Genomic DNA, 26303 nt, shown 5'->3' on the forward strand with positions numbered 1-26303 from the left:
TCAGCCCCGGATATTCGAAAGCCGAAGCTGCCGCGCGCGGGTCAGGATGGCGTTCTCGATATCCGTCTCGGTCTGGGTGGCCGGCGGCGCGTCGACCCAGTTCCCGCCGGCGTCGCGGTTCTGCTTGAAGATGGCGACGTTCAGGCCGTCGGCGCGCAGGCGCGCGTCCAGGATGTAGACGGTGGCCTTGAACCGCTCGTCCGGCTTTTCCGGGTTGGTGTACCAGTCGGTGATGATCACGCCGCCGTACGGGTCGGCCGAGGCCAGCGGCATGAACGAGAGCGTGTCCAGGGTGGCGCGCCACAGGTAGCCGTTCACCCCGATGCCCGTCTGCGCCTGGGCGGCCTGGGCTTCCTGGCCGCGGCCGAAGATCCGCGGCGTGCCGCAGGCGGAGAGCCCCACCAGGCTCAGCGCCAGAACGCCCGCCGAGACGCCACGCACCCAAGAACCGCGCACAAACGGCATATGCATCCGCTCCAATTGAATCCCGTGCGCGTGGAAAGCGCTACGGCGCCGCCCCCGCGCCGCGCCCTCTATAACAATGCCCAATGCGGCGCCAAACCGAAATCGCGTGGCCCCGCAGACACACGAGTCGAAGGATTCGTACCCGGAGGGACCTTCTGTCACACTCTTGAGATTGACCCCAACGTAAGCGGTTCTTTAATCGGCTCGACCGTCGGCGGCGCCACCCGGGGCTGCGGACGAGGGGCTCAGGGGCTATATGTTGGGTATGACGGCTCGTCGGATCATGGGGGTGATCGCCACGACCGCGCTTCTCGGCGCGGGCGCGGGCGCGGCTCATGCCGCCGAGAAGAAGGTGGATTTCACCGTCCGCCAGGAAGCCGCTTCGCCGATCCAGCCCAACGCCGGCCAGACCATGAAGTGGGATGCCCGCAAGGGCCGCTGGGGCATAACCCTGAATCTCGAGCAGCCCACCGCCCGCCCGTCGACGCTGAACGACGTGGAAGCCGGCGCCTACTACCGCATCACGCCGTCGCTGCGGGTCGGCGGGGCCGTGGCGCTGGGCGAAGAGCAGCTCGCGCCCGGCCCGAAGAAGCCGGACGCCACCACCGGCCAGCCGCGCGTGCGGCTCGAGACCAACTTCAAGTTCTAAGGCCGGCGAGGCCTTCCACGGCCGCGAGGCCCACGAGGCCGGCATCGGCCAGGCGCCGCGCCGTGGCGTCGTTGATCCCCCCCAGCGCGTAGACCGGCCCGCCCGCGTCCCGAGCGAGGCGCGCCAGCCGCACGGGCCCGATCGCGCGCCCGGCCGAAGGGCTGTTGCTGGCGAAGGCCACCGAGACCACCGCCGCGTCCGCTCCGGAAGCCAAGGCCGCCCGCGCCGCCCGGAGCGAATGCGCCGCCGCCGTCACCGTCCAGCGCGGGTCGGCGGCCTTCAGCGGCCGGGCGCGGAACGCCAGGCGCTGGGGCAGGTGGACGCCGTGCGCGCCGACCCGAGCGGCGAGCGCCGCGTCGGCGCCGATCAGCAGCTTCAGGCGCCGGGCCCGCGCGATCGCCAGCAGCCGGTGCGCCTGGGCCTCGGCGTCCGGCGCCCCGAAGGTCCTGAGGACGACGGCGGAGCCCGCCGGTAGGGCGGCGGCCACCGCCTCGGGGTCGGGGGTGCGCACCGGGTCGGTGAAGAACAGCAGCGGGGGCAGGGCCTTTCGCCCGGCCGCGCGACGGCCTAAGAGCGCCGCAGTCCGCCGCAAGGTCCAGAACCCCTCCGAAATGGCCGCTTCCCCTTCCGATCCCGCGCAGTCGTACCTGGACGTGGTGGCCCGGATCGCCGCCGCGGCGCAAGCCTGTGGCCGCGCGCCCGCGGACGTCACCCTGGTGGCGGTCTCCAAGCAGCAGCCCTGGGAGGCGGTGGCGCCGGTGCTGGCCGCCGGCCAGCGGGTGTTCGGCGAGAACCGGGTGCAGGAGGCCGTGACCCGCTGGGAGGGCAAGGCGCAGGGGCTGGAGCTCCATCTGATCGGGCCGCTGCAGACCAACAAGGCGAAGGAGGCCGTCGCCTTCTTCGACGTGATCGAGACGGTGGACCGTGAGAAGCTCGCCCGGGTGCTCGCAGAGGAGACCCAAAAGCAGGGGCGCAGCCCGCGCCTCTACGTGCAGGTGAACACCGGCGAGGAGCCGCAGAAGGCCGGTATCGCGCCCGCCGAGGCCGACGCCTTCCTCGCCGTCTGCCGGGAGACCTACGGGCTCGCGGTGGAAGGCCTGATGTGCATCCCGCCGGCCGACGAGCCACCCGGGCCGCACTTCGCCCTGCTGCGCAAGATCGCCGCCCGCAACGGACTGTCGAGGCTCTCCATGGGCATGAGCGACGACTTCGAGACGGCGATCCGTTTCGGCGCCACCTCTGTGCGGGTGGGCTCGGCGGTGTTCGGCGCGCGGAGCGCCTAGAGGCGGATCTCCACGGCGTCGCCGGGGTTCGCCGCCTTCAGGAACGCGGCCATGTCCTCGGGGGCCACGGCCACGCAGCCCTCGGTGGGCAGGTAGCCCGGCCGGCGCAGGTGCATGAAGATGCATGAGCCCATCCCGGCGACGACGGGGTCGTCGTTGTGCCCCAGCACCACCACCAGGTCGTAGACGTCGTCCTCCGCGCGCCACATGCGCTCGGCGCTGGCCGGGTAGGGGAAGGTCACCGGGCGGTTGTAGGCCGGGTCGCCCGGGGCGTCGCACCAGCCGTCCTCGGGGCGGATCGGGGCCGCGGGCAGGGCGGTGTCGGGCGCCGGGCCCTTGTCAGGCCGGTAGAGCACGCGCCGGATCGGCCAGACGCCCGCCGGGGAGAAGCCGTCGCCCTCGCGCTTGTCGGCGGCCGGGGTCACCCCGGACCGGCCGAGCGCGCAGCGCACGCGTCGTCCGTCGCCCAGGTCGAGGAACCCGTCCGGGGTGGCGATGAAGATCACGTCGGCTCCCAAATGTTTTTGCCCCCGCCCCGTTTTACGGTGCATGGTCTTGCCCATGCCTCAACGCAAGACCCTCCTCATCGTCGACGATGACGCGGACCTGCGCGGCGCGGTCGCCGAACAGCTCCAGGCCGAAGACTTCATCACCATCGAAGCCGACACCGCCGGCGACGGCGTGCGGCTGGCGGGCGACAAGCGGCCCGACCTGATCCTGCTGGACGTCGACCTGCCCGACATGGACGGCCGCGAGGCCTGCCGCCAGATGCGCACCCAGGGCGTCGCCGCTCCGGTGATCATGCTGACCGCCGCAGCCGCCGACGAGGACACCGTCATGGGCCTCGACGCCGGCGCCAACGACTACGTCACCAAGCCCTACAAGTTCGCCGTGCTGCTGGCCCGTATCCGCGCCCAGTTGCGCAGCGCCGAACATTCCGAGGGCGCGGTGTTCCGCCTCGGCGGGTACGAGTTCCGCCCGGCCGCCAAGCTCCTGATCGACGAGAGCCAGAAGAAGATCCGGCTCACCGAGAAGGAGACCAACATCCTGAAGTACCTCTACCGGGCCGGCGAGAAGCCGGTGTCGCGTGAGGAGCTGCTGGCCGAGGTGTGGGGCTACAACGCGGGCGTCACCACCCACACGCTGGAGACCCACGTCTACCGGCTGCGCCAGAAGATCGAGCCGGACCCGGCCAACGCCAAGCTGCTGCTCACCGAGGCCGGCGGCTACAAGCTCGCGCCGTAGGGGCCTAGAGCACCAGGTCGGCCGTCACCGGGGCGTGGTCGCTGGGGCGCTCCCAGGCGCGCACGTCGTCGTGCACGCGGCTCGCGGCCGACCCCAGCCGGAAGGCGGCCTCGCGCAGGCCGGGGCTCACCAGGATGTGGTCCAGCCGCAGGCCGCGGTTGGACGCCCGGAAATCCGCGGCGCGATAGCTCCACCAGGACGCCATCTTCTCCGGCTCCGGCGTCGTCTCGCGCGGCAGGTCGATGAAGTTGAGCGACGCCTTCAGCTTGCCGAAGGCTTCCACCTCGACCGGGGTGTGGCTGACGATCTTCGACATGTACTTGTGGTTCCAGACGTCGAACTCGCCCGGCGCGACGTTCAGGTCGCCGACGATCGCCAGAGGCGCTTTGGGGTCGCGCTTGGACAGCTCGGCGGTCAGCTTCTCGTAGAAGTCGAGCTTGTGGTCGAACTTGGGGTTCAGCGCGCGGTCGGGCACGTCGCCGCCGGCGGGGATGTAGAAATTGTGGATCTCCACGCCCGCCACCGTGCCGCCGACGCAGCGGGCGTGGCCCTCGCGGCAGACCTCCAGCGGCGGCGCGGCCTCCAGCGGCAGCCGCGAGGCGATGGCGACCCCGTGCCAGCCCTTCTGGCCGGCGATCTTCAGGTGCGGCAGGCCCATCTCGGCGAAGGCCTCGCGCGGGAACTCGCCCTCGCGGCACTTGATCTCCTGCAGGCACAGCACGTCCGGCTGGTGCTCGCGCACGAAGCGGGCGACCTGCTCGTGGCGCAGGCGCACGGAGTTGACGTTCCAGGTGCAGATCCGAAGGCGCATCGCCGCTCCATAGACCGCGGCGCCCCGGCTGGCCAACGCGGCAAAAGAAACGCCCGGGCGCTGGAGACGGCCCGGGCGTTGGAAGTGGTCTCTCATGCCGCCGCCGGGAGGGGATAGGGTCCGGCACGGTACGGGACGCGCGCGACGCGCATCCGACGTAGTGGCATTATGGCCACGCCTCAGAGAAAAATCAACCGCTCATATGTTAACGCTTGGGTGTGGCCCGCCGGTCACGCCCGGGCGCGGTAGGGGTTGCGCAGGATGAACAGGTCCGAGCCGAGGCCCGAGGCCCGCTGCAAGCCCTGGAGCTGGACGCGGGTGGCGCGGCCCTGGGCGTCCGTCACCGTCCAGCCGATCAGCGCCAGGGGTGCGTCGGAGAAGGTGAGGGTGATCTGACCGGCGGTCTTCTTGCTGGCGTCGCGGGCGGTGATCGAGAACCCGCCGGCCATGCGCGAGACGCGGCTGACGCTGACGCCGCGGTCGAGTCGGATGTTGCGCGCCAGGAACAGCGACAGCGGCGTCGTCTGCAGCGGATAGCGGTCGAAGGTCTTCAGGCGGCTGTCCTGCACCGCCACGTTGCCGCCGTCGGAGACCACCAGCAGGCCGGAGGGCGGGTCGTACGCGAAGCGGGCCTTGCCCGGGCGCTTCAGGAACACCGTGCCGGTGGAGCGCGCGCCACGGGCGTCGGTCTGCACGAAACGCGCCTTCGCCTCGGTCAGGGATTCCAGATAGGCCACGGCGCGGTCGACCAACGCCTTGTCGGCGGGCGGCAGGGCCTGGGCGGACGCCGCGCCGGCGAACGGGCTCGCGGCGAGCGCCAGGGCGAACGAACGGCGGGTGAGGCTCATCTTGGGCTCCGGCATGGGATATGGCTAACCCGGACGCGGGGCGTCATTAGGGCGCGAACATGTCGGGCGGCAACGCCCAAGCTTGGAAGGCCGTTCCCATGGGCATGATCGAGGATCTCGAGGCGCGGATGGCCCAGGCGGTGGCGGAAGAGGACTTCGAGACCGCCGGCCTCCTGCGCGACGCCATCGAGCGCATCCGGCGCGGCGAGAGCGCGATCCAGGAGCAGCGGCCCGGCCGCATGGGCCTGGGCTCCAGCCAGGAGCGCTACGCCAGCGAAGGCGCCCGCCCGCTGCCGAAGAAGCCCGACCCGATGACCAAGGGCCACAAGCCCGGCGGTCGGCGGAAGGGTTGAGGCCCGGCCGCCGGAGGCTCAGGGCGGCGCGGAGACCAGAATCTCGCGCTTGCCGGCGTGGTTGGCGGGGCCGACGACGCCTTCCTGCTCCATCCGCTCGATGAGCGAGGCGGCGCGGTTGTAGCCGATCTGCAGGCGGCGCTGGACGTAGGACGTGGACGCCTTGCCGTCGCGGGTGACGATGGCCACGGCCCGGTCGTAGAGGTCGTTGGCGTCGCCCGTGTCGCCGCCGAAGCCGAGGTTCGGGCCCTCGTCGCCGTCCTCCTCGCCGCCGGCGGTGACCTCCTCCAGGTACTGCGGCTGGCCCTGCTCGCGCAGGAACTTGGCCACGGCCTCCACCTCGCCGTCGGAGACGAACGGACCGTGCAGGCGGGTGATGCGGCCGCCGCCGGCCATGTAGAGCTGGTCGCCCTGGCCCAGGAGCTGCTCGGCGCCCTGCTCGCCCAGGATGGTGCGGCTGTCGATCTTGGACGTGACCTGGAAGCTGATGCGGGTCGGGAAGTTGGCCTTGATGGTGCCGGTGATGACGTCCACCGACGGGCGCTGGGTGGCCATGATCACGTGGATGCCGGCGGCGCGGGCCATCTGCGCCAGGCGCTGGACGGCGCCTTCGATGTCCTTGCCGGCCACCATCATCAGGTCCGCCACCTCGTCGATGATGACCACCAGATAGGGCATCGGCTCGGGGAGGATCTTCTCGCTCTCGTACATGGGCCGGCCGGCCTCGTCGAAGCCGGTCTGGACGGTGCGCTCGAAGTGCTCGCCCTTGGCCAGGGCCTCCTTGGCGCGTTCGTTGTAGGAGGCGACGTTTCGGACGCCGATCTTCGACATCCGGCGATAGCGGTCCTCCATCTCGCGGACTGCCCACTTCAGCGCCACGATCGCCTTCTTCGGCTCGGTGACCACCGGGGCGAGCAGGTGCGGGATACCGTCATAGACGCTGAGCTCCAGCATCTTCGGGTCGATCATGATCATGCGGCACTGCTCGGGCGGCAGCTTGTAGAGGATCGACAGGATCATGGCGTTGACGCCCACCGACTTGCCCGAGCCGGTGGTGCCGGCGATCAGCAGGTGGGGCATCTTGGCGAGGTCGGCGATGTAGGGCTCGCCGCCGATCGTCTCGCCCAGCGCCATGGGCAGGGTCTGGCCGCCCCGCTCGTACTCCGGCGCGGCCAGCAGGTCGCGCAGGTAGACGGTCTCGCGCTTGGAGTTGGGCAGCTCGATGCCGATGGCGTTGCGGCCCGGCACCACCGACACGCGGCAGGCGGCCACGCTCATCGACCGGGCGATGTCGTCGGCCAGCGCCACGACCCGGGCCGACTTCACCCCGGCGGCCGGCACCAGTTCGTAGAGGGTGACGACCGGGCCCGGACGGATCTGGTCCACGCTGCCGCGGACGCCGAACTCGGCCAGCACGTTCTCCAGGAGCTGGGCGTTCTGGCGGAGCGCGCCCTCGTCGAACTGGGCGGCGCGCGGCTTGGGCTTGGCCAGCATGGAGAGTTCGGGCAGGCGGAAACCGCCCGGCTGGACGAAGTCGAAGGTCGCCTGCGCCTCGCGCTGCTCGCGGACGCTCTCCTTCGGCGCCGGCTTGGGCGCGCGCACCTTGAGCTGCGGCGCGGGGGAGGGCAGCGCCTCGTCCCCGTCCTCGTCGTCGAAGTCGTCGCGGCCGGGGATGGCGGCCGCGGCGGGGGCCGGATCGAGGGCGGCGGCCGGTATGCCCACGTCGCGGAGCTTCTCGCGCTTCGGCGGTTTGGCGGCCTTGGGAGCCTTCTCCGCCTTTTCGGGCTTGGCGACCTTGAGCTGGATCTTCGGCTGCGGCTGCAGGGCGGCGTGGAGCCACTCGCCGGCGCCACGCAGGTCGCGACGGGAGAGGCCGACGCCGTAGCCCAGGGCCACGACCGCGCCCAGCCCCAGCAGCAGGCCGGCGATCGGCTCGGCGAGCGGCACGTGCGCCCAGGCGATCAGGCCAGACAGGCCGTGCAGCAGGCCGTCGCCCCAGAAGCCGCCCAGGCCCTTGGCCAGGGGCCAGGCCGCCGGCGGGGCGGGCAGCGCCAGGGCGCCCGCGAGGGTCAGGACGCCCAGGGCGCCCACGGCGGCGCGCAGCCGGATGTGGCCGCGGGTCTGGTCCGGCTCTGCGGCGGTGACGCGGGAGAGGCCAAGCACCACCATCAGCAGCGCCGCCAGCGCACAGGCGAGGCCCAGCGACTGGATCCCGATGTCGGCGATCACCGCGCCGACCCCGCCGAGGGCGTTCTTCGGCGCGCCGGGGCCCGCCGCGTTCAGGCTCGGGTCGGCGGCGTTGTAGGTGGCGAAGGCGACCGCCGCGGCCACGCCGGCCGCCGCGATCAGGCCCCCGCGCAGCCGCGCGGTGGAGGGATGCGACCAGGCGAGCCCGGCGATGTGCCAGAAGAGCTCCATGCCCGTCTTACGCGCCGCCCGCGCCATGCCGTTCCTCTATCTCCGTGGATCGAGCGGCATCTTTGGCCCCACGGGGGTTAATGGGCGTTTACCCTGAGCGGGTTGCGGCGCGATGGCGCTTCCGCCGGCCCGCGCGGCGGATTAGGGTCCGCGGCCATGAACTGGACCATGCCCCGTCCCGTGCTGCGGGCCGTCGCCGCCATCATCGGCCTGATCGCGCTCGGATCCTTCGGCCTCGGCGTCGCCACGGCGCCGTCGCGTGGCCGGCTGCCGGGCGAGCGCTCGGACGGGCAGGCGACCGCCGTGCAGGCGGTGGAGGCGACGCCGCTGAGCCAGGAGCGCATCGAGGGCCCGCCGCCGCCGCCCGAGCCGACCCCGGAGGAGCTGGCCAAGCTCGAGGCCGAGAAGAAGGCCCGCGAGGAGGCCGCGGCCGCCGCCCGGCTCGCCGCCGAGCAGGCCGCCGCGCCCAAGCTCGACCCGGCCACCCCCGGCCCGGTCCCGCCGCCGGATCGCGTCGGCGACCTGCTGGCCAACCCTCCGCCGCCCCCGCCGGCCGAAGACCCGCCGTTCTGACCCGTCGGGGCTAGACCCCGTTCGACTTGAAGAAGGCCAGCATCTTCGCCCAGCCGTCGCGGGCCGCCGCGGCGTCGTAGCTCGGCCGGTAATCGGCGTGGAAGCCGTGCTGCGCGCCCGGGTAGACCACGATGTCGCTGCCGGTCTTGCCGGCCGCCTTCAACGCCGCCTTCATCCGCTCCACGTCGGCCAGTGGGATGCCGCTGTCCTTTTCCGCATAGAGCCCGAGCACCGGGGCCTTCAGCTCGGCCGCCAGCTCGATGGGTGTCTTGCCGGCGGTGTCGTTTGCCGCATGCCCGCCGGCCAGACGGCCGTACCAGGCGACGCCGGCCTTCAGCTCGGGCAGACGCGCGCAGGCCTCCCAGACGATGTTGCCGCCCCAGCAGAAGCCGGTGATCCCCAGCCGGCGGACGTCGGCGTAGGGCTGGGCCTTCAGGTAGGCGACGGCCGCGCGCAGGTCGGCGGTGACGTAGCCGTCGGTGGCGTTGGCGACGATCTTCAGGATCGCGGGAAAGTCGGTCATGGGCGCAGGATCGCCCCAGCGGACGAAGAAGTCGGGCGCGACCGTCACATAGCCGGCCTTCGCCAGCCGCCGTGCGGTGTCTCGGATGTACTCGTGCAGGCCGAAGATCTCAGAGACCAGGATCACCGTGGGATGCCGGCCACGGGCGGCCGGCCGGGCCACGTAGGCAGGCACCTTCCGGTCTGCGGCCGACAGTTCCACCATGCCGGTCACCAGGCCCTGCTCGTCGGTCTGCACCGGCTGGGCGCCCGCGGACCAGGCCGCGACCGCGTAGCCCCCGGTGAGGGCCAGGGTCAGGCCGCGCCGCGACAGGCGGAGGTCCTCGGGCCGGGTGCCGTCGGGACGGGTGAGGGTGACCATATGAGCCTCCTGGCGGTTCCTGGACGGCGGCGATCCTGCGGCGCCCCCGATGGGCTCGACAAGCGTTGAGCGCTCATGGCCGCAAGACCGCTCAGCTTCCGAAGCTTGACGCCCGGGGAACGGGCGCTGGCGGCCGAGATGTTCGGCGCGGGCCTCGACGCCGCCCGGGTGCGGATCTGGGCCATCCCGCTGTGGAACCGGGCCTTCGTCGCCGGCCCCTCGCTGATCGCCTGGCCGGCCCGAGACCTGCCGATGGACTTCGCCCAGGCGAGCCTGGCCGCCCAGGGCGTGTTCGTCCACGAGCTGACCCACGTCTGGCAGGCGCAGAACGGGGTGACGCTGCTGCTGGCCAAGCTGCGCGCCGGCGACAGCGAGGCCAGTTACGCCTACGAGGCGGCGGGCCTGTCCGACTTCGCCCGGCTGAACATCGAGCAGCAGGCCATGGTGGTCCAGCACGCCTTCCTGGCCTCGCGCGGCGCGCGCACCCCGCTCCCGGCCGAGCTATATGCAAACGTGAACGCCGCGTGGCGGCGGGGGTGAGGCCATGTCCTTGTCTGGATTAGGGACATTCGCCCTTGCAGGCTTTGCGATTTTCCCCATATCGGCTGGCGACGCGAGGGTTCCGCTTTGGGAAACCTCGCGGAGATTGATCGACCGGGGGCGTCGCAAACGAGGCGCTTCTTTCGAAGGCCAACCCGCGGCGTCCGCCAACTAGGAGCGAGCAAGACTCTCAATGAGCAAGATCATCGGCATCGACCTCGGCACCACGAACTCGTGCGTCGCCATCATGGACGGCAAGACGCCGAAAGTGATCGAGAACGCCGAAGGCGCGCGGACCACCCCCTCGGTGGTGGCCTTCCTCGAGGACGGCGAGCGGCTCGTCGGCCAGCCGGCCAAGCGCCAGGCGGTGACGAACCCGGCCAACACCCTGTTCGCGATCAAGCGGCTGATCGGCCGCCCCTTCAACGACCCCACGGTCGAGAAGGACAAGGGCATGGTGCCCTACGAGATCGTGAAGGGCCCGACGGGCGACGCCTGGGTGCGCGCCCACGGCAAGGACTATTCTCCGCAGCAGATCTCCGCCTTCATCCTGCAGAAGATGAAGGAAGCCGCCGAGCAGCACCTCGGTGAGAAGGTCGAGAAGGCGGTCATCACCGTCCCGGCCTACTTCAACGACGCTCAGCGCCAGGCGACCAAGGACGCCGGCAAGATCGCGGGCCTCGAAGTCCTGCGGATCATCAACGAGCCGACGGCGGCCGCGCTGGCCTACGGCCTCGAGAAGAACGACGGCAAGAAGATCGCCGTCTACGACCTCGGCGGCGGCACCTTCGACGTCTCGATCCTGGAGATCGGCGACGGCGTGTTCGAGGTGAAGTCCACCAACGGCGACACCTTCCTGGGCGGCGAGGACTTCGACCTGCGGATCGTCGACTACCTGGCCGACGAGTTCAAGAAGGAGCAGGGCGTCGACCTCCGCAAGGACAAGCTCGCCCTCCAGCGCCTGAAGGAAGAGGCCGAAAAGGCCAAGAAGGAGCTGAGCAGCGTCACCCAATACGAGGTGAACCTGCCCTTCATCTCGATGAACGCGTCGGGTCCGCTGCACCTGAACATCAAGCTGTCTCGCGCCAAGCTCGAGGCCCTCGTCGAGGACCTGATCCAGCGGACCATCGGCCCCTGCGAGCAGGCGCTCAAGGACGCCGGCCTGAAGAAGAGCGACATCGACGAGGTGATCCTGGTCGGCGGCATGAGCCGCATGCCCAAGGTCGTCGAGGCGGTGAAGGAGTTCTTCGGCCGCGAGCCGCACAAGGGCGTGAACCCCGACGAGGTCGTGGCGCTGGGCGCCGCGGTCCAGGCGGGCGTGCTGCAGGGCGACGTCAAGGACGTGCTGCTGCTGGACGTGACCCCGCTGACCCTGGGCATCGAGACCCTGGGCGGCGTGTTCACCCCGCTGATCGAGCGCAACACCACCATCCCGACCAAGCGGTCCCAGACCTTCTCGACCGCGGACGACAACCAGTCGGCCGTGACGATCCGGGTCTTCCAGGGCGAGCGCCCGATGGCGGCGGACAACAAGATGCTGGGCCAGTTCGACCTGGTGGGCATCCCGCCGGCGCCGCGCGGCGTGCCGCAGATCGAGGTCACCTTCGACATCGACGCCAACGGCATCGTCAACGTGTCGGCCCGGGACAAGGCGACCTCGAAGGAGCAGTCGATCCGGATCCAGGCCAACGGCGGTCTCTCGGACTCCGATATCGACGCGATGGTCAAGGAAGCCGAGGCCAACCGCGCCGCCGACGAGAAGCGTAAGGCGGTGGTGGACGCCAAGAACCAGGGCGACTCGGCGGTGCACAGCGCCGAGAAGGCCCTGAAGGACCACGGCGACAAGGTGGGCGAAGCCGACCGCGCCGCCATCCAGACGGCCCTCGACGAGCTGAAGTCCTCCCTGGAGGGCGACGACGCCGAGGACATCGCGGCCAAGACCCAGGCCCTGATCCAGGCTTCGATGAAGCTGGGCGAGGCCATGTACAAGGCCCAGCAGGACACCGGCGACGCCGGTGGCCCGCAGCAGCAGACCTCGGACGCATCCGGCGACGACGTTGTCGACGCCGAGTTCGAGGAAGTCGACGACCAGAAGAAGTCGGCGTGACAACGCGCCCCATGGCGGCCCTGAGCCTCGGATGCGAAGGGTTCGTCATTGGGGACGTCGCCGCCGCTTCTGCAGCACGACTAGGGACCCCCGCCCGCTCGGTATCGAGCCTTGCAGTCGGGCGGGGGTCATCCCACCTGAAATTCAACAGTTTGACGATTGAGCGCCTGAGCCTCTGATGCGGGACTATTACGAGATCCTGGGCGTCGAGCGCGGCTGCGACGCGGCGGCCCTGAAGTCCGCCTTCCGCAAGCTCGCCATGGAGCATCACCCCGACCGCAACGGCGGGTGCGAGGAAGCCGCGGCCCGGTTCAAGGAGCTGAACGAAGCCTATTCGGTGCTGTCCGATCCGCAGAAGCGGGCGGCCTACGACCGCTTCGGCCACGCCGGCGTGAACGGCGCGGGCGGCGGCCCGGGCGGAGCGCAGTTCCACGACGTGCACGACATCTTCAACGAGGTGTTCGGGGACGTCTTCGGCGACATGTTCGGCGGTCGCGGGCGCGGCGGCCAGCAGAGCCGCGGCCCGGCCCGGGGCCAGGACCTGCGCTACGACCTCGAGATCACCCTCGAGCAGGCCTACGCCGGCGCCGAGATCGAGATCACCGTCCCCGCCGCCATGACCTGCGAGACCTGCGAGGGTTCGGGCGCCAAGCCGGGCACCAGCCCCACCACCTGCAACGCCTGCGGCGGCGCGGGTCGGGTGCGGGCCACCCAGGGCTTCTTCTCCATCGAGCGCGCCTGCCCCCGTTGCGGCGGCTCGGGCAAGCTCATCCTCGACCCCTGCTCGGACTGCCGCGGCCAGGGCCAGGTGCGCCGCGAGCGTACGCTCGCGGTGCGGATCCCGGCCGGCGTGGACGACGGCGCGCGCATCCGCCTGGCCGGCGAAGGGGACTCCGGCGCCCGCGGCGGGCCGCGCGGCGACCTCTACATCTTCCTCTCGGTCCGGCCCCACGAGCTCTTCGAGCGCGACGGCCTGGACCTGCTCTGCACCGTGCCCGTGTCCATGGCCGTGGCGGCGCTGGGCGGCGAGATCGAAGCGCCCTGCCTGCTCGGCGGGGAGGCCTGCGACGGCGAGTGCAAGCTGATCGTCAAGGTGCCGGAAGGCGCCCAGACGGGCCGTACCGTGCGGGTGAAGGGGCGCGGCATGCCGTCGCTGCAGGCGCTCGAGCGCGGGGGCCGGGTGGGGGTGCTGGTCGTGGTGACCCCCCGCAACCACAGCGCGCGCCACAACGAGCAGCAGCGCCAGTTCGCCCGCGCCACGAGGGCCCGTTCGGGGCGGTTGACGGGGCGCGGCATGCCGGCGCTGAGCACGCGCGAGCGCGGGGACCTGGTGGTGGAGCTGTTCGTGGAGACCCCCGTCAAGCTCAGCGCGCGCCAGAAGGAGCTGCTGCGCGAGTTCGCCGGCGCCTGCTCCGAGCAGCAGCACCCGAAGCAGGCCAGCTTCCTAGGCAAGGCCAAGCGCTTCTGGGAAGACGTCACGGGCGCGGCTTGAGGCCGGCGGGGCATTTTCTTCCCCGCCTAAGCACCCACTTAGCAAGATAGGCGCGCCTGTACGTAGAACTACGATGATAGTTCTGCGGAATTAAGTCCGCGCCCGGGCACATCTAATTCGCCGGCTCCTCTCACGGAGCCCCGGCGATGTCCCTCCTGTTCCGCGCGCTCGCGGCCGTCCTCCTCCTGCCACTGCTCGCTGTCCCCGCCCACGCGGCCTCGCGCATGAGCCTCGGGACCGCGGTCGCCACGCCCGCCACCTACATCGCCTTCTGCGAGCGTCGGCCCGGCGACTGCGGCGACGACCCGGCGCAGGTGCTGGCTGCCGCCGTCGCCGCCAAGACCGCCTGGACCGCGGTGCTGTTTCGCAGGACCGGCGCGGCCGCCGAGCCCGCCGCCCAGCCCGCCGACGCGGTCCCGCCGCCGGCGCTCGGCCCGGGGCTCTGGCGCAAGCTGGTGCAGGTGAACGCCGACGTGAACCGCGCGCTGCGCCCGCAGCTCGACGCGGTCAGCTACGGCGTCCCCGACTTCTGGGCCGCGCCGCTCGCGGAGAGTCGCGCCCCGGCCGGCGACTGCGAGGACTACGTGCTCGAGAAGCGGCGCGCCCTCATCGCCGCCGGCGTGCCGCGCCGGGCGCTCGCCATAGCCATCGCCACCACGCCCCAGGGCGAGGACCACGCCGTCCTGGTGGTCGCCACCGGCGCCGGCGACTTCGTGCTCGACAACCTATCGGGCCAGGTCCGCCGCTGGGACGAGGTCCCCTACGCCTGGCGCAGCCGCCAGGCGGACGGCGAGGACGGCTTCCGCTGGGTCCGGCTCACAAACCCGTCAGGACGGTAGCGCGGCCCCCGCTTTCCCGGCAGAGTTGCCGCAGTAAGCGTGCGGAGCTGGAGTATCGGGCGTGCGGCGGGTCCATGTTGTCGACGACGACGAGCTCCTTCGCGAGGCCATCGAAGCCACCCTTGCCGCCGCAGGCTGCACCGTGGAGGCCCACGCGAGCGGCGAGGCCTTCCTCGACCGCCTGGACCCGGAGCGACCCGGGTGCGTCCTGCTGGACATGCATATGCCGGGCCTGAGCGGCCTCGAAGTGCAGCAGGCCTTCGCCGCCCGCGGCCTGGACTGGCCGGTGATCGTGCTCACCGCCGCCAACGAAGTGCGCCTGGCGGTGGAGACCATGAAGCACGGCGCCTTCGAGTTCCTCCAGAAGCCCTTCGACGCCGAGGCCCTGCTGGCCGTGTTGGGCGACGCCTTCCAGAAGCTGGAGGCCGCCTCCGAGGAGTCCGCCCGCCGGGCCGAGGCCCTGGGCCGCGTGGCCTCGCTGTCGGCGCGCGAGCGGGAGGTGCTGCAAGGCCTGCTGGCCGGCCTGCCGTCGAAGCTGATCGCCTACGAGCTGGACCTCAGCGTCCGCACCGTGGAAATCTACCGCGGCAAGATGATGGAGAAGCTGGGCGTCCGCAGCGTCTCGGCCGCCGTTCGCCTCGCGCTGACCGCCGGCGTCACGCCCCTCTCCGAGCGCGGCGCCGGCTGAGGCTTCAGCGTTTCGGCCGGTAGGCCACCAGCAGGTTGCCGGGCGCCTGGCCGAACGAGCCGTAGCCCGAGTTCACGAACAGCAGCCCGCCGCCGGCGAACACGCCCGCCGCGTCGATGGAGCCGCCCTGGGCCGGCACGCCGTTCACCGGCTTGTAGGCCGCGACGATGGTGTCGTGCTTCGCCAGCACCTTGCCGGTGGCGGCGTCGAACACCCAGAGCCTGCCGTCCAGCGACCCCGCCACCACCGCCCCGTCGATCACCAGCGGGGCGGCCGAGAGGCCGTAGCGGTTGCCGCAGATGGCGATCTTCGCCCGCTCCCCCGTGCAGTCGGGCTCGGCCCGCCACTGCCACGCGACCTTGCCGCTCTTCACATCGACCGCGTGCATCCCGGCCGCGGAGCGGTCTTTGGGCACGCTGGGGTCGCTGATCGGCGCGAACACCCGCACCCCGTCGGTGGCGATGCCCCAGTGGACGCCGCCGAGCGCCGTGCCCTTGCCGAACTGCTGGCGCCACAGGACCTTGCCGGTGGCCGGATCGAGCGCCCAGACATCGCCGGACTTCTGGCCCCCGAGGATCACGTCCTTGCCGCCCTTGCCGCGAAACACCACCGGCCCCGCGCCGAAGTCGTGGTCCTGCAGGACGCTGCCTTCCTTGGCGAAGTAGCAGTTGGGGCCGGGCGGCCGTGCGCTGTCCAGCCCGGCCGGGCAGGACATGTTCCAGACGTCGTTCTCCAGCGCCTGGAAGACCCAGTTCTGGCGGCCGCTCTTCAGGTCGATGGAGACGATGGCGTCCGAGGTCTTGGTCGCCGGCGGCGAGGTGTTCTCGCCCGTGGAGGCGAAGACGACGCCGCGTTTCACGTCCACCGCCGGGCTCGACCACACGGGCGCGCCCGAGGGGCCGTAGGCGGCGGCGCCCTGGCTGTTGGCGCGACCCAGCGGCTTGGCGTCCTCCATGGTGTGCCACGTCCACAGCACCTTGCCGTTGGCGGCGTCGACGGCCGCCACAGCCCCATGGCCCTTGCAGCACTCGTAGGCGGGCCGCATGGCGGCGGCCACGTCGCTGCCGGAGATCGGCACGATCACCTTGCCGTCGTGGATCAGGGGCGAGCCGGAGAGCGGGGCGGTCTTGTCGTGCCGCGGATCGGCCCGCCAGAGGATCTTGCCGGTCCGGGCGTCGAGCGCGATCAGGTCGCCCTCGGCCTCGCCGCCCACCAGCCCCATGGGCCCCCCCTTGCCCAGTTGGCCGTAGGCCAGGCTGTTGCGGACCTGCGACGGCGTCCGGGTGGCCCACTTCACGCAGCCCGTCTCTGTGTCCAGCGCCACGATGTGGTTAGCCTGGCCCGCCGGGTAGAAGAGGGTGTTCCCCACCACCACGCCTTGGCCGCGCAGGCCGGTGGTGCGCGGCATGGCGAAGGTCCAGGCGACCTCCAGGTTGGCGAGGTCGCGGGTCTTCAGCCCCGCCTGCGCCGCCGACATGCGCCGGGTGTTGTCGAGATCGACGCCGAAGCCGACCTGGGCGGGCCTGGCGTTCAGGTCCACGGCCCGCCGCTCGGCCGGACACATGGCCCTGTCGATCCAGCCGGTGTCCGCCGCCTGCTCGGCCGGGGCGAGGTAGGTCACCACGGCGCGAAGCTGCTCGCGGGTGAGCTGGTCGCCGATCGGCTTCATCACCCCGCTGGTCAGGACCGTGGCGAGCGTCTGGGCGCTCATCTTGCGCAGCGAGGCCACCGGGGCGGCCCGGCTGCCGGCCTCCGGCGCGTTGTGGCAGGCCGCGCAGTATTGGTCGTAGACGGCCTTGCCCGGATGCTGCGGCCCCTCGGCCTCCCCGTGCGCCTGGGCGATGGCGAAGCCGGCGCAGAGCGCGGCGGCCGCGGCGGCGGCGAGGCCCGCGCCCAAACGGGCGCGGTTGGACCAGGTCAGCATGAGTTTCCCCCGAACGGACGCGCCGCCTCGTCCGGGCGGCTACGTCGCTCAGGCTAGCCGTACCGTGTCTTCTGACAATTGCGCGGATGAAATCTGAGGACCCGTTTGCGGCCCGCGAGGCTTTCGGCTAGAGAACCGCACCCGCTGTCCGCACCCGTAGCTCAGCTGGATAGAGCGTTGCCCTCCGAAGGCAAAGGTCACACGTTCGAATCGTGTCGGGTGCGCCAGCGGTTTCAAGGACTTGGCGGCAGGTCCGCGCCCGTGGCGCAGTCGCCGCCCGCCTCCCGCAAGCCTCTCAGCCCAGCTCCACGCCCAGCAGGCGCACGTACTGCTGGCCGCTGTGCATGTCGCGCTCCACGATCCAGCCCTGCGGCGTGGGCCGCGGGTACGACACCTTGACCATGGAAAGGTCGGGCACGGCGGTGCGCTTCACCCACTGGGCGTCGATCCCGTAGAGGCGAGCAAAGGTGTCCGGTCCCAGCGCCGGACTGTCGTGATAGCGGGCATAGGTCTCGGGCCCGTCGAAGAACAGGTCGACGGTGACCCAGAAGGGGCCGGCGGCCTTGGACCGCACATGGCGGCAGACGTCGCTTACCTTAGGCATGTGCGGGCTCCCGGGCTTCGGCGGTGCTGAGGTCGACCCATTCGGTGCGGACCAGCTCGTGGCCGTCCTGGGTCTCGACCACGTGGTTCAGATGGAACTTGTAGACCCGCCCGCGCTCGATCTCCGCCGGGGTGAAGGCGAAGCCGTAGCTGGGCTGCGGCAGGTTCGGCTCCAGCGGGAAGTGGAAGAAGATCGGGTTCACCGTCTTCGAGATCCGGGTGGCGAGCTCCTGGGTGGCGGCGGTGATGACCAGCAGCACGCCGACCTCCTGCGGCGGCGGCGTACCGGGCGGCAGTGGGCGTCCGGAGACAGCGTTCCAGCCGTAGATGCGCACTGAGACGTCGTAGTCGCCGGCCTCCGGGCCGAAGGTGCGGTCGATCCGCTCGCGCAGGCCGGCCACCAGCCGGTCGTGGAACAGGTCGAGGTTGGCGAGCACCTTCGGGTCCTCGACGCCCACCAGGCTGATCGTCTGGTACGGGCCGGCTCCGGCGCCCTCCAGCTTCATGGTGTAGGGGCCCGGCTCCCAGACCGAGCCCGTGACCCGCACGCGCCGCTCGTCGAGCGCGGTGTAGACCGCCCCGGCGACGTTCAGCACGCCGCCCGGCTCGTAGAGCCGATAGGGGTCGCTGTTCTCGTAGAGCATGTGGGCCGAGATGCCGTGCACCTCGCAGCGATTGGTCGCGCTCAGCGGCTCGATCTCGAAGCGGTCCTCGAACACCTCGATCAGCACGCCGCCGTCGCCGCGCACCGCGGTGCAGACCCCGCCGCACTCGGCGGTCTTGCCGGCGTGCCAGGCCGCACCCAGCCCCGCGCCCATCATGATCGGCACGGCGGCCAGCACGGCGGTGTCCGTGGTGCGGCCGCCGAGCACGACCGTCGCTCCGGCCTCGAGGGCTGCGATGTACGGCTCCGGCCCCATCAGCGCGACGATGTGGTCGCATGCGTCGAGGGCGGCCTCGTCCAGCGGGCCGGAGGGCGGCAGCGGCCGGATCCGGCCGGCAGCCAGCCTGGCCTTCATTGCGTCCCGCGGCTGCTCCGAGCAGAGGACGGCGATCTTTGGCTTCAGCCCCTGCTCGCGGGCGACCTCGATGGCGATGTCCCGGGTCCAGAAGAGGGCGTCGTCCGCTCCGGAGGTGCCGCAGGTGCCGATCAGCAGCGGAATGCCCGCCCGCTCGCTGGCCACCATCAGGACCTCCAGGTCCCGCTTCACCGCCTCCCGCGCCCACTTGGACACGCTGCGGGCGAGATAGGAGGGGCCGCTGTCTGTGGAGCCCGCGTCGCAGGCGACGGCATGGGCGCCCATCGCCAGCCCCGCGGCGACGTGTTCCGGCTTGATCCCGGCGCCGAGCGCGCCGGTGGGCACGATCACCTTCGCGCCCCCTGTCCTGTCGGCCTTCATGCCGTGTCCTCCCTGGTTCGGCGTCTTCGATGCGCCCGCTCAGCAAAAGGCGTCAAGATTGACGCCGCGCATCAACATTAGCGTTCAGGGCGACAGGGGGCCGATGCGTCCGCCGCATGAATTCATGCGCCGGTCAGATCAGCCGGGGGTCCACCGAGCAGCGGCGGAGCCGGCGCATGTCGTGGATCAGCCAAGAGCCCGAACGCTTCTCCAGGATGCCCGCCCCTTTCAGGGCGGCGACCTCCGGCTGCACGCTCTGGCGCGTCACGCCCAGGAAGTTCGCCAGGTCGAGCTGCGTAACCGGCACGTCGATCTCGCAGGCGTTGGCGTCCGGCGGCAGCGGCAGGTCGCGAGCCAGGCTCAGGAAGGAGGCGGCCACCAGCGGCCCCACCCGGCCCGTGGCGATCTCCTCGCGGGCCTGGATCAGCCGGGTCATGGCGTTCGAGAACTTCCGCGCCAGCGCGTAGGCCATGGCCGGGTAGGTGTCGTAGATCCTCAGGAAGTCCGCCTTGGCGATGGTCCGGAAGCGGACCGGCGTCATGGCCACGGTGCTGTGGTGGTGAGGCCGGTTGGAGATCAGCGGCGTCTCCCCCCAGCAGTTGCCCGGGCTGTAGATGACGATCACCGCGGTGTCGCCGGCGTGCGTCAGGCCGGTGACCTTCACATAGCCGTCGAGCACCTGGTGCACCCCGGACGCCTCGGCCCCGGCGTGGATCAGCACATCCCCGGGCCGTACGCGACGCTCGGTGGCGCAGCGGTCGAGCTCGGCGCGCGCGTCGGCCGGCAGACCCGCGATCCAGTTCTCACGACGGTTGATCATGACGCCTCAGGCCCTGACGGCATCCATACACATTGACGGATTTATTGCTGTCCGCGGGCCAATGTAAACTAATTGGCACGGGTTCGCCCGCAGCCGCGCCTATGGTCGCCCCTCAGCCCCCGCGGCCTCAACGGCGGGGGCGCAACGCCTGGCGATGAACGCCAGAGGGGGAAACCATGAGAACATCCGTCCCTGTCCGCACCCTGCTGCTCGCCACCGCCGCCTGCGCGGGAGCGCTGTCCGCCGCCCCCGTGGCCCTGGCCCAGGACGCCGCCGGCGCCCCCGCCGCCTCGGCCATCGAGGAGATCGTCGTCACCGCCCGGCGGCGGCAGGAGTCCCTCCAGGACGTGCCGGTCACGGTGACCGCCTACAGCGCCGAAGCCATCGAGGAGCGCGGGATCGTCGACCTGCAGCGTCTCGCCGACGCCGCGCCGGGCGTGACCATCGACGCCTTCCCGCGCGCCGCGCCGCGCCCGTTCTTCCGGGGCATCGGCAGCAGCACCCAGAGCGCGGGTGGCGACCCCTCGTCGGTGGCGTTCATCGACGGCGTCTACATTGGCCGCGGACCCATGCTGGCCGTGGACATCTACGACATGGAGCGGGTGGAGGTCCTGAAGGGCCCGCAGGGCACGCTCTGGGGCAAGAACGTGGTGGGCGGCGCGGTGAACTTCATCACCGCCAAGCCGGAGCTCAACGACCTCTCCGGCCGGGCCGCAGTGACACTGGGCGAATACGGCCAGCGCAACGGCAATCTGATCCTGAACGCGCCGCTGGGCGAGCGTGCGGCCGCGCGGATCGCGCTGTCGTCCCAGAAGAACAACGGCTTCCGCAAGGTGGCCGGGACCGGCGCGCCCTTGGACGACGACGACCGGATCAGCGGCCGCATCCACGTGCTCACCGAGCTTTCCGAGGCCACGACGGTGCTGTTCTCCGGCGATGTGACCGTGGATGACGCCGGCGGCGGGGCGCGCTTCAACACCGCCCCGCTGGGCAACCGCAACGTCAAGAAGCCGCGCCGCACCTTCGCCGACCAGCCGGGCTACCTCGACCGCGAGACCGGCGGGGTGAAGCTCGAAGTGAACAGCTCCGCGCTCGGCTGGGCCGACCTGACCGCCTACGTCTCCTACCGCTACCTCGACCTCAAATCCTCCGAGGACTACGACGGCGCCAACCCGGCGATCAACGCCGCCACCGGCGTGCTGGTCCCGGGGATCCAGGCGCTCATGGCGGAGGACGCCGACTCCTATTCGGCCGAAGCCCGCCTCTCCTCGGCGAGCGACGGGCCGTTCTCCTGGGTGGCGGGCATCTACGCCCTGCGCGACGAGGTGCACCGCGAGCGCGAGAGCGAGACGGAGGTGCCCGACCTCACGCTCAACCGCTTCGTGGCCGACAACGTCACGAAGAGCGCCGCCGTGTTCGGCGAGGCCAACTACGAGGTGTTCGACGGCGCGCACCTCTTCGCCGGCCTGCGCTACACCCACGAGGAGAAGCGCTACGAGATCACCCGCTTCACCGGTCGCGAGACCGCGCCGGTGGTGAACTTCACCACCGTGGGCGACCCCGGCCGCTACGAGGACGACGCCGTCACCTGGCGCGTGGGCGGCGACTGGCGCCTCAATCCCAACGTCTTCGCCTTCGCCAGCGTGGCCACCGGCTTCAAGTCGGGGGGCTTCCAAGAGCAGCCGCAGCCCGCCTTCGCACGCATCGCTACGGCGCCGGAGAAGGTGGTCAACTACGAGGCCGGCCTGAAGACCGACTGGCTGGATCGCCGGCTTCGCCTCAACGTCTCCATCTTCCAGATGGACTACAGCGACCTGCAAACCCAGCAGACCGTGCCGGACGCGAGCCAGGGCCCGGGCCAGACGCGCCTCGTCACCGACACCGGCGACGCGACGATCCGCGGCGTCGAGGCGGACGCCAACTTCGTCCCCGTCCGCGCGATCGAGCTCGGCCTCAGCTACACCTATCTCGACGCCACCTTCGACCGGTTCGTGGAGACCACGGCGATCCTGGCCGATGGGACCGCGCTGTTCGACGACCTCAGCGGCAACCGGCTGAGCCGGACGCCGAAGCACGCCCTGTCCGGCACGGCGGCCTTCACCACCGACACCTACGCGTGGGGTTCGCTGCGCTTCGAGACGAGCTTCAACTACGAGAGCGACGTCTTCGACGACAACTCGAACAACTTCGAGGAATTCCGCAAGGCCCGGACGCTGTGGGACGCCAGCGTCACCTACCAGGCCACGGACGACGTGAAGGTCCAGGTCTGGGGCCGCAACCTCACCGACGTGGAGTACCGCACCCACCAGAGCGGCACGGCCGGCGGGCTCTTCGTGCAGTACGGGCCGCCTCGCCAGTTCGGCGTGACGGTGGACTACCGCTTCTAGCCGCCGGGCCGCAGACCCCGCCCGGGCCTCGCCTCCTCCCCGCGGGTCCGCCTGGGCGGCGTCCGCTGGTCGCCGCGCGCCAGGCGCGCGGCGCCTCCCCGCACCCCGCGCCTCCGATGGGTGACCTGCCATGACTCTCGCCCTGTCCGGCTTCGCGCTGGTCCTCACCTTCATGGCGCTGATCATGACGCGGCGCCTGTCGGCGATCACCGCACTGATGATCGTGCCGGTTCTGTTCGCCGTGGCGATCGGCGCGGGCGCCGGGATCGGCGACCATGTCATGGAGGGCGTGCGCCAGGTCGCGCCCACGGCGGTGATGCTGGTCTTCGCCCTGCTCTACTTCGGGCTGATGATCGACGTCGGCCTGTTCGACCCGCTGGTGGACCGGATCGTCCGCTGGGTGGGCGACGACCCGCTCCGGGTCACAGTGGGCCACGCCGCCCTGGCCTCCGTCGTCGGGCTGGACGGGGACGGCACGACCACCCTGCTGGTCTGCGCCTCAGCCATGCTGCCGATCTATCGGCGGCTGGGCATGAACGTGCTGATCTTCGGCCTGATCGGCGGCCTGTGCAGCGCGCTGATGAACCTGACCCCTTGGGGCGGGCCGCCGGCGCGGGCGGTGGCGGCGCTGAAGGTGGAGATGGCAGAGGTGTTCCTGCCGCTGATCCCGGTGATCGGCGGCGGCCTCGCCGTCACCTTCGCCATCGCGGTCTTCTTCGGCCTGCGCGAGCGACGTCGCCTGCGCGATGCGCCCGCCGCGGGCGCGGTGGACGCCGAGGCCGTGGTGCAGACGGCGCTCGCCGGCTTCGAACGCGATCCAGCGGCGGTGCGGCCCAGGCTCTTCCCGTTCAACCTGGCGCTGACCCTGGCGCTGATGACGGCGGTGGTGTTCCACGTCGCGCCGCTGGCGGTGCTGTTCATGGGCGCCTTCGCCGTCGCCCTGCTGGTCAACTACCCGCGGCTGGACGACCAGCGCGCCCGGCTGACCACCCACGCCGGAAGTGTCGTCACCCTGGCGGTGATGGTCTTCGCGGCCGGCGCCTTCACCGGCGTGCTCAGCGGGACGGGCATGATCGACGCCATGGCCGCCGGCATCGTTCAGGTGCTGCCCCCCTGGCTGGGCCCGCACATGGCGGTGATCACCGCGCTGCTCGCCATGCCGATGACCTTCTTCCTGTCCAACGACGCCTGGTACTTCGGCGTGGTCCCGGTGCTGGCGGAGGCCGCCAAGGCCTATGGGATCGCCCCGGCGCAGATCGCCCGCGCGTCTCTGATGGGCCAGCCGGTGCACGGCCTCAGCCCGATGGTGGCGCCGCTCTACCTGAAATGCGCCCTGCTGGGCGTTGAGCTGGTGGATCTGCAACGCTTCGCGCTCCGCTGGACGGTGCTCCTGTCGCTGGCGGCGATCCTCGTCGGCCTGGCGACGTTCGCCTTCCCCTTCGCCGCCTAGGGTCCGCGCATGAGTTCATGCGCAACCGGTCTTGGCCTTGGCCCGCGACGGGCGGCTACGCGCGGGGGACAGAACCGGGAAGGACCTTGATCATGGCGACGGGCGCACGGCGGGTGGTGGTCACCCAGAGGTTCTTCGACGAGGCGTCGCTCGCCTACCTGCGCGGTGCGGGCTGTGAGGTGGCTATCGCCGAGCTTCCGGCCGGCCGCGCCGACGGCGATCTCAGCGAGGACGAGCTGGTGGCGCTGCTGCAGGGCGCCGAAGGCTGGATCGTCGGGCACGCCCGGGTGACCCGCGAGCTGCTGGCGGCCCTGCCGGAGCTGAAGATCGTTTCCCGCCGCGGCGTCGGCTACGAGCGCGTGGACCTGCAGGCCGCCCGCGACCTTGGCCGCGTGGTCACGATCGCGGCGGGCGGCAACGACGCCTCGGTGGCCGACCAGGCGATCGGCATGATGATCAGCGTCGGCCGGCGCTTCGGCGAGGCGCAGGCGCGGATGCGGGCCGGCTCCTGGTCGATCCTCATGGGGACCGACCTTTACCGGAAGACAGTCGGGGTGATCGGCCTCGGCCGGATCGGGCGGAGCCTCGTCCAGCGCCTGAGTGGCTTCGAGGCGCGCGTGCTGGTGGTCAGTTCGCGCCCGGACCCGGCCTATGCGGCGCGCACCGGCGTCAGCTTCGTGGACCTGCCGGCCCTGCTGGCCGAGAGCGATTACGTCAGCGTCCATGCGCCGCTTACGCCCGCCACCCGCCACCTGCTGCGGGCCGAGACGCTCGCGGCGATGAAGCCGGGCGCGTTCGTCATCAACACCGCACGCGGCGGGCTGGTCTCGGACCGGGATCTGCTCGCCGCCCTCAAGGCCGGTCATCTCGGCGGCGCCGGGCTCGACGTTTTCGAGAGCGAGAGCGATCCCGACATGCAGCCCGTCACCGACGAGCTGATCGCCCTGCCCAACGTGGTGGCCGCGCCGCACGCCGGCGCCTCCACCCGCGAGGGGCTCGACCGCACCAACATGATCGCCTCGCAATGCGTGGTGGCGGTCCTCGACGGACGCGACGCGCCGACGCAATGCGTGGTGGCGGACGGGCGGGTGGGGATTCCGGCGGAATGACCCCGCCGCGCACCCTCTACGACAAGCTGGTCGACGCCCACACCGTGGCCGACCTGGACGGCGCTGGCGGCACGGTGCTGCTCTACATCGATCGCAGCGTGCTCAACGAGTACACCAGCCCGCAGGCCTTCACCGGCCTGCGCGAGGCGGGCCGTCCCGTGTGGAGCCCCCGTTCTATGCTGGGCGTGGTCGATCACGTGAACCCCACCACCCCGACGCGCTCGGCGACGATGCCCGACGCGGGTGGGGCGGAGCAGGTGGCGTATTTCGCGCGCAACTGCCGCGATTTCGGGATCGAGCTGTTCGACGTGCTGCACCCTTTGCAGGGGATCGAGCACGTGGTCGCGCCGGAGCTGGGGTTCGTGCTGCCGGGCATGGCGATCGCCGCCGGCGACAGCCACACGACCACCTACGGCGCCCTCGGCGCTCTGGGGTTCGGGATCGGCACGTCCGACATCGAGCACATGCTGGCGACCTCGACGGTCGTCTACCGCCGCCTCAAGTCGCTCAGGGTGGAGGTCACCGGCCGGCTGCCCACGGGGGTCGCCGCCAAGGATATCGTGATGTCGCTGATCGGCAGGATCGGCGCCGACGGGGCCACTGGCTACGCGATCGAGTTTGCCGGCGAGGCGATCTCCGCCCTCAGCGTCGAGGGGCGGATGACCATCTGCAACATGTCCGTCGAGTGCGGGGCGCGGGGCGCCCTCATCGCGCCGGACGAGAGGGTGCTGGCCTATCTGCGCGGCAAGCCCCGAGCGCCGTCGGGCGAACTCTGGGAGCGGGCGGCGGCAGGCTGGCTGCGGCTGGCCAGCGATCCCGACGCCGTGTTCCACCGGACCGTCCACCTGGACGCCCAGTCCGTGGAGCCCATGGTCACCTGGGGCACCAGCCCGGACCAGGCGGCTTCCGTGCTGGCGAGCGTGCCCGATCCGGCGCAAGAGGCCTCGGACGCGCGCCGGCGGGACGTCGCGCGGGCGCTCGACTACATGGGGCTGACGCCCGGCACCCCGCTGCAGGACATCCGCATCGACCGCGCCTTCATCGGCTCGTGCACCAACGCCCGGATCGAGGATCTGCGCGAAGCCGCCGCCGTGCTGCGCGGGCGCCGCGTCGCCTACGGGGTTCGCGCCATGGTCGTGCCGGGCTCCAGCGCCGTGCGCCGGCAGGCCGAGGCGGAAGGCCTCGACCGCGTGTTCGCCGAGGCCGGTTTCGAGTGGCGGCAATCCGGCTGCTCCATGTGCCTGGCGATGAACGATGACGTCCTGGCTGCGGGCGAGCGCTGCGCTTCCAGCACCAACCGCAACTTCGAGGGCCGCCAGGGCGCCGGCGGCCGCACCCATCTGATGAGCCCCGCCATGGTCGCCGCCGCGGCCGTCTGTGGCCACCTCGCCGACGTGCGCCGGCTCGGAGTCTGAC

Annotated in this window: 25 protein-coding genes and 1 tRNA gene; 15 read left to right on the forward strand and 11 right to left on the reverse strand. The window is 71.3% G+C overall.

Going from position 1 to position 26303, the window contains the following annotated elements:
* Nucleotides 1–465, reverse strand: coding sequence for a DUF3576 domain-containing protein (locus ACE3Q8_RS06645; RefSeq protein WP_374469530.1), 465 nt, complete (start codon nt 463–465; stop codon nt 1–3).
* A gap of 265 nt (nt 466–730) precedes the next feature.
* Between ACE3Q8_RS06645 and ACE3Q8_RS06650 the strand changes: the two genes are divergently transcribed.
* On the forward strand, nt 731–1114 hold the full coding sequence (locus ACE3Q8_RS06650) for an NtrZ family periplasmic regulatory protein (protein ID WP_374469467.1): 384 nt from the start codon (nt 731–733) through the stop codon (nt 1112–1114).
* Here ACE3Q8_RS06650 and ACE3Q8_RS06655 read toward each other — a convergent pair.
* The gene (locus tag ACE3Q8_RS06655; RefSeq protein ID WP_374469468.1) at nt 1104–1706 is read right to left on the reverse strand and encodes a thiamine phosphate synthase; all 603 of its coding nucleotides are present in this window, start codon (nt 1704–1706) and stop codon (nt 1104–1106) included. The two genes, ACE3Q8_RS06650 and ACE3Q8_RS06655, sit on opposite strands and share 11 nt — an antisense overlap.
* A 19-nt stretch (nt 1707–1725) precedes the next feature.
* On the opposite strand from ACE3Q8_RS06655, the gene ACE3Q8_RS06660 reads away from it, so the two are divergent.
* Nucleotides 1726–2397: a YggS family pyridoxal phosphate-dependent enzyme gene (locus tag ACE3Q8_RS06660; protein ID WP_374469469.1), complete on the forward strand. Its 672-nt coding sequence runs from the start codon at nt 1726–1728 to the stop codon at nt 2395–2397.
* Here the strand turns inward: ACE3Q8_RS06660 and ACE3Q8_RS06665 are convergent.
* Nucleotides 2394–2903 carry a L,D-transpeptidase gene (locus ACE3Q8_RS06665; protein ID WP_374469470.1) on the reverse strand — a complete coding sequence of 170 codons (510 nt, stop codon included), beginning with the start codon at nt 2901–2903 and terminating at the stop codon, nt 2394–2396. The genes ACE3Q8_RS06660 and ACE3Q8_RS06665 overlap by 4 nt on opposite strands.
* A 55-nt stretch (nt 2904–2958) precedes the next feature.
* Here ACE3Q8_RS06665 and ACE3Q8_RS06670 point away from each other — a divergent pair, with 55 nt between their 5' ends.
* Nucleotides 2959–3642 carry a response regulator transcription factor gene (locus tag ACE3Q8_RS06670; protein ID WP_374469471.1) on the forward strand — a complete coding sequence of 228 codons (684 nt, stop codon included), beginning with the start codon at nt 2959–2961 and terminating at the stop codon, nt 3640–3642.
* Nucleotides 3643–3646: 4 nt separating this feature from the next.
* On the opposite strand, the gene xth is transcribed toward ACE3Q8_RS06670, so the two are convergent.
* On the reverse strand, nt 3647–4453 hold the full coding sequence (xth, locus tag ACE3Q8_RS06675) for an exodeoxyribonuclease III (protein ID WP_374469472.1): 807 nt from the start codon (nt 4451–4453) through the stop codon (nt 3647–3649).
* A 230-nt stretch (nt 4454–4683) separates the two neighbouring features.
* On the reverse strand, nt 4684–5301 hold the full coding sequence (locus ACE3Q8_RS06680; protein WP_374469473.1) for an outer membrane lipoprotein carrier protein LolA: 618 nt from the start codon (nt 5299–5301) through the stop codon (nt 4684–4686).
* 98 nt (nt 5302–5399) lie between these two features.
* Here ACE3Q8_RS06680 and ACE3Q8_RS06685 point away from each other — a divergent pair, with 98 nt between their 5' ends.
* Complete coding sequence (locus ACE3Q8_RS06685; RefSeq protein WP_374469474.1) at nt 5400–5654, forward strand: UvrB/UvrC motif-containing protein; 255 nt, start codon at nt 5400–5402, stop codon at nt 5652–5654.
* An 18-nt stretch (nt 5655–5672) separates the two neighbouring features.
* Here the strand turns inward: ACE3Q8_RS06685 and ACE3Q8_RS06690 are convergent, their stop codons facing one another.
* The gene (locus ACE3Q8_RS06690) at nt 5673–8099 is read right to left on the reverse strand and encodes a DNA translocase FtsK (protein WP_374469475.1); all 2427 of its coding nucleotides are present in this window, start codon (nt 8097–8099) and stop codon (nt 5673–5675) included.
* Nucleotides 8100–8240: 141 nt separating this feature from the next.
* On the opposite strand from ACE3Q8_RS06690, the gene ACE3Q8_RS06695 reads away from it, so the two are divergent.
* The gene (locus ACE3Q8_RS06695) at nt 8241–8645 is read left to right on the forward strand and encodes a hypothetical protein (RefSeq protein WP_374469476.1); all 405 of its coding nucleotides are present in this window, start codon (nt 8241–8243) and stop codon (nt 8643–8645) included.
* Between the two features lie 10 nt (nt 8646–8655).
* Here ACE3Q8_RS06695 and ACE3Q8_RS06700 read toward each other — a convergent pair whose 3' ends face one another.
* Nucleotides 8656–9528 carry a dienelactone hydrolase family protein gene (locus tag ACE3Q8_RS06700; protein WP_374469477.1) on the reverse strand — a complete coding sequence of 291 codons (873 nt, stop codon included), beginning with the start codon at nt 9526–9528 and terminating at the stop codon, nt 8656–8658.
* A gap of 75 nt (nt 9529–9603) precedes the next feature.
* On the opposite strand from ACE3Q8_RS06700, the gene ACE3Q8_RS06705 reads away from it, so the two are divergent.
* The 5 genes from ACE3Q8_RS06705 to ACE3Q8_RS06725 all read left to right on the forward strand — a co-directional run bounded on the left by ACE3Q8_RS06705 (nt 9604) and on the right by ACE3Q8_RS06725 (nt 15194).
* Nucleotides 9604–10068, forward strand: a complete 465-nt coding sequence (locus ACE3Q8_RS06705; RefSeq protein WP_374469478.1) for a hypothetical protein — start codon at nt 9604–9606, stop codon at nt 10066–10068.
* Nucleotides 10069–10261: 193 nt separating this feature from the next.
* Nucleotides 10262–12175 (forward strand): molecular chaperone DnaK, encoded by a 1914-nt coding sequence (gene dnaK / locus ACE3Q8_RS06710; protein ID WP_374469479.1) that lies wholly within the window; start codon nt 10262–10264, stop codon nt 12173–12175.
* A gap of 178 nt (nt 12176–12353) precedes the next feature.
* Complete coding sequence (gene dnaJ, locus ACE3Q8_RS06715; protein WP_374469480.1) at nt 12354–13667, forward strand: molecular chaperone DnaJ; 1314 nt, start codon at nt 12354–12356, stop codon at nt 13665–13667.
* Between the two features lie 146 nt (nt 13668–13813).
* Nucleotides 13814–14506: a transglutaminase-like cysteine peptidase gene (locus ACE3Q8_RS06720; protein WP_374469481.1), complete on the forward strand. Its 693-nt coding sequence runs from the start codon at nt 13814–13816 to the stop codon at nt 14504–14506.
* A 61-nt stretch (nt 14507–14567) separates the two neighbouring features.
* Complete coding sequence (locus tag ACE3Q8_RS06725; RefSeq protein WP_374469482.1) at nt 14568–15194, forward strand: response regulator transcription factor; 627 nt, start codon at nt 14568–14570, stop codon at nt 15192–15194.
* Between the two features lie 4 nt (nt 15195–15198).
* On the opposite strand, the gene ACE3Q8_RS06730 is transcribed toward ACE3Q8_RS06725, so the two are convergent.
* A complete protein-coding gene (locus ACE3Q8_RS06730) occupies nt 15199–17118 on the reverse strand; it encodes a PQQ-binding-like beta-propeller repeat protein (RefSeq protein ID WP_374469483.1) in 1920 nt (639 codons plus the stop codon).
* 150 nt (nt 17119–17268) lie between these two features.
* On the opposite strand from ACE3Q8_RS06730, the gene ACE3Q8_RS06735 reads away from it, so the two are divergent.
* Nucleotides 17269–17345 (forward strand) — tRNA-Arg (locus tag ACE3Q8_RS06735).
* A 68-nt stretch (nt 17346–17413) separates the two neighbouring features.
* On the opposite strand, the gene ACE3Q8_RS06740 is transcribed toward ACE3Q8_RS06735, so the two are convergent.
* The 3 genes from ACE3Q8_RS06740 to ACE3Q8_RS06750 all read right to left on the reverse strand — a co-directional run bounded on the left by ACE3Q8_RS06740 (nt 17414) and on the right by ACE3Q8_RS06750 (nt 19941).
* The gene (locus ACE3Q8_RS06740) at nt 17414–17722 is read right to left on the reverse strand and encodes a DUF4387 domain-containing protein (protein ID WP_374469484.1); all 309 of its coding nucleotides are present in this window, start codon (nt 17720–17722) and stop codon (nt 17414–17416) included.
* Nucleotides 17715–19121, reverse strand: coding sequence for an acyclic terpene utilization AtuA family protein (locus tag ACE3Q8_RS06745; protein WP_374469485.1), 1407 nt, complete (start codon nt 19119–19121; stop codon nt 17715–17717). Before ACE3Q8_RS06745 ends, ACE3Q8_RS06740 begins: the two co-directional genes overlap by 8 nt.
* Nucleotides 19122–19254: 133 nt before the next feature.
* Nucleotides 19255–19941 (reverse strand): Crp/Fnr family transcriptional regulator, encoded by a 687-nt coding sequence (locus tag ACE3Q8_RS06750; protein ID WP_374469486.1) that lies wholly within the window; start codon nt 19939–19941, stop codon nt 19255–19257.
* Nucleotides 19942–20117: 176 nt separating this feature from the next.
* Between ACE3Q8_RS06750 and ACE3Q8_RS06755 the strand changes: the two genes are divergently transcribed.
* From ACE3Q8_RS06755 to leuC, 4 genes are all read left to right on the forward strand, one after another.
* A complete protein-coding gene (locus ACE3Q8_RS06755; protein ID WP_374469487.1) occupies nt 20118–22328 on the forward strand; it encodes a TonB-dependent receptor in 2211 nt (736 codons plus the stop codon).
* A gap of 130 nt (nt 22329–22458) precedes the next feature.
* Nucleotides 22459–23778, forward strand: coding sequence for a CitMHS family transporter (locus ACE3Q8_RS06760; RefSeq protein WP_374469488.1), 1320 nt, complete (start codon nt 22459–22461; stop codon nt 23776–23778).
* Nucleotides 23779–23870: 92 nt separating this feature from the next.
* Complete coding sequence (locus tag ACE3Q8_RS06765; protein ID WP_374469489.1) at nt 23871–24887, forward strand: phosphoglycerate dehydrogenase; 1017 nt, start codon at nt 23871–23873, stop codon at nt 24885–24887.
* Nucleotides 24884–26302 (forward strand): 3-isopropylmalate dehydratase large subunit, encoded by a 1419-nt coding sequence (gene leuC / locus ACE3Q8_RS06770; RefSeq protein ID WP_374469490.1) that lies wholly within the window; start codon nt 24884–24886, stop codon nt 26300–26302. Before ACE3Q8_RS06765 ends, leuC begins: the two co-directional genes overlap by 4 nt.
* Nucleotide 26303: the final 1 nt, after the last annotated feature.

Source organism: Phenylobacterium sp. (genome assembly GCF_041913825.1).
In the GTDB taxonomy this organism is placed as follows: Bacteria; Pseudomonadota; Alphaproteobacteria; order Caulobacterales; family Caulobacteraceae; genus Phenylobacterium.

What these genes read in the sequence shown, in the direction of transcription:
- ACE3Q8_RS06645 (WP_374469530.1), bottom strand. Translation starts at nt 465, where the DNA reads ATGCCGTTTGTGCGCGGTTCTTGGGTGCGTGGCGTCTCGGCGGGCGTT.
- ACE3Q8_RS06650 (WP_374469467.1), top strand. Translation starts at nt 731, where the DNA reads ATGACGGCTCGTCGGATCATGGGGGTGATCGCCACGACCGCGCTTCTC.
- ACE3Q8_RS06660 (WP_374469469.1), top strand. Translation starts at nt 1,726, where the DNA reads ATGGCCGCTTCCCCTTCCGATCCCGCGCAGTCGTACCTGGACGTGGTG.
- ACE3Q8_RS06670 (WP_374469471.1), top strand. Translation starts at nt 2,959, where the DNA reads ATGCCTCAACGCAAGACCCTCCTCATCGTCGACGATGACGCGGACCTG.
- xth (WP_374469472.1), bottom strand. Translation starts at nt 4,453, where the DNA reads ATGCGCCTTCGGATCTGCACCTGGAACGTCAACTCCGTGCGCCTGCGC.
- ACE3Q8_RS06680 (WP_374469473.1), bottom strand. Translation starts at nt 5,301, where the DNA reads ATGAGCCTCACCCGCCGTTCGTTCGCCCTGGCGCTCGCCGCGAGCCCG.
- ACE3Q8_RS06685 (WP_374469474.1), top strand. Translation starts at nt 5,400, where the DNA reads ATGGGCATGATCGAGGATCTCGAGGCGCGGATGGCCCAGGCGGTGGCG.
- ACE3Q8_RS06690 (WP_374469475.1), bottom strand. Translation starts at nt 8,099, where the DNA reads ATGGCGCGGGCGGCGCGTAAGACGGGCATGGAGCTCTTCTGGCACATC.
- ACE3Q8_RS06695 (WP_374469476.1), top strand. Translation starts at nt 8,241, where the DNA reads ATGCCCCGTCCCGTGCTGCGGGCCGTCGCCGCCATCATCGGCCTGATC.
- ACE3Q8_RS06700 (WP_374469477.1), bottom strand. Translation starts at nt 9,528, where the DNA reads ATGGTCACCCTCACCCGTCCCGACGGCACCCGGCCCGAGGACCTCCGC.
- ACE3Q8_RS06705 (WP_374469478.1), top strand. Translation starts at nt 9,604, where the DNA reads ATGGCCGCAAGACCGCTCAGCTTCCGAAGCTTGACGCCCGGGGAACGG.
- dnaK (WP_374469479.1), top strand. Translation starts at nt 10,262, where the DNA reads ATGAGCAAGATCATCGGCATCGACCTCGGCACCACGAACTCGTGCGTC.
- dnaJ (WP_374469480.1), top strand. Translation starts at nt 12,354, where the DNA reads ATGCGGGACTATTACGAGATCCTGGGCGTCGAGCGCGGCTGCGACGCG.
- ACE3Q8_RS06720 (WP_374469481.1), top strand. Translation starts at nt 13,814, where the DNA reads ATGTCCCTCCTGTTCCGCGCGCTCGCGGCCGTCCTCCTCCTGCCACTG.
- ACE3Q8_RS06730 (WP_374469483.1), bottom strand. Translation starts at nt 17,118, where the DNA reads ATGCTGACCTGGTCCAACCGCGCCCGTTTGGGCGCGGGCCTCGCCGCC.
- ACE3Q8_RS06740 (WP_374469484.1), bottom strand. Translation starts at nt 17,722, where the DNA reads ATGCCTAAGGTAAGCGACGTCTGCCGCCATGTGCGGTCCAAGGCCGCC.
- ACE3Q8_RS06745 (WP_374469485.1), bottom strand. Translation starts at nt 19,121, where the DNA reads ATGAAGGCCGACAGGACAGGGGGCGCGAAGGTGATCGTGCCCACCGGC.
- ACE3Q8_RS06750 (WP_374469486.1), bottom strand. Translation starts at nt 19,941, where the DNA reads ATGATCAACCGTCGTGAGAACTGGATCGCGGGTCTGCCGGCCGACGCG.
- ACE3Q8_RS06755 (WP_374469487.1), top strand. Translation starts at nt 20,118, where the DNA reads ATGAGAACATCCGTCCCTGTCCGCACCCTGCTGCTCGCCACCGCCGCC.
- ACE3Q8_RS06760 (WP_374469488.1), top strand. Translation starts at nt 22,459, where the DNA reads ATGACTCTCGCCCTGTCCGGCTTCGCGCTGGTCCTCACCTTCATGGCG.
- ACE3Q8_RS06765 (WP_374469489.1), top strand. Translation starts at nt 23,871, where the DNA reads ATGGCGACGGGCGCACGGCGGGTGGTGGTCACCCAGAGGTTCTTCGAC.
- leuC (WP_374469490.1), top strand. Translation starts at nt 24,884, where the DNA reads ATGACCCCGCCGCGCACCCTCTACGACAAGCTGGTCGACGCCCACACC.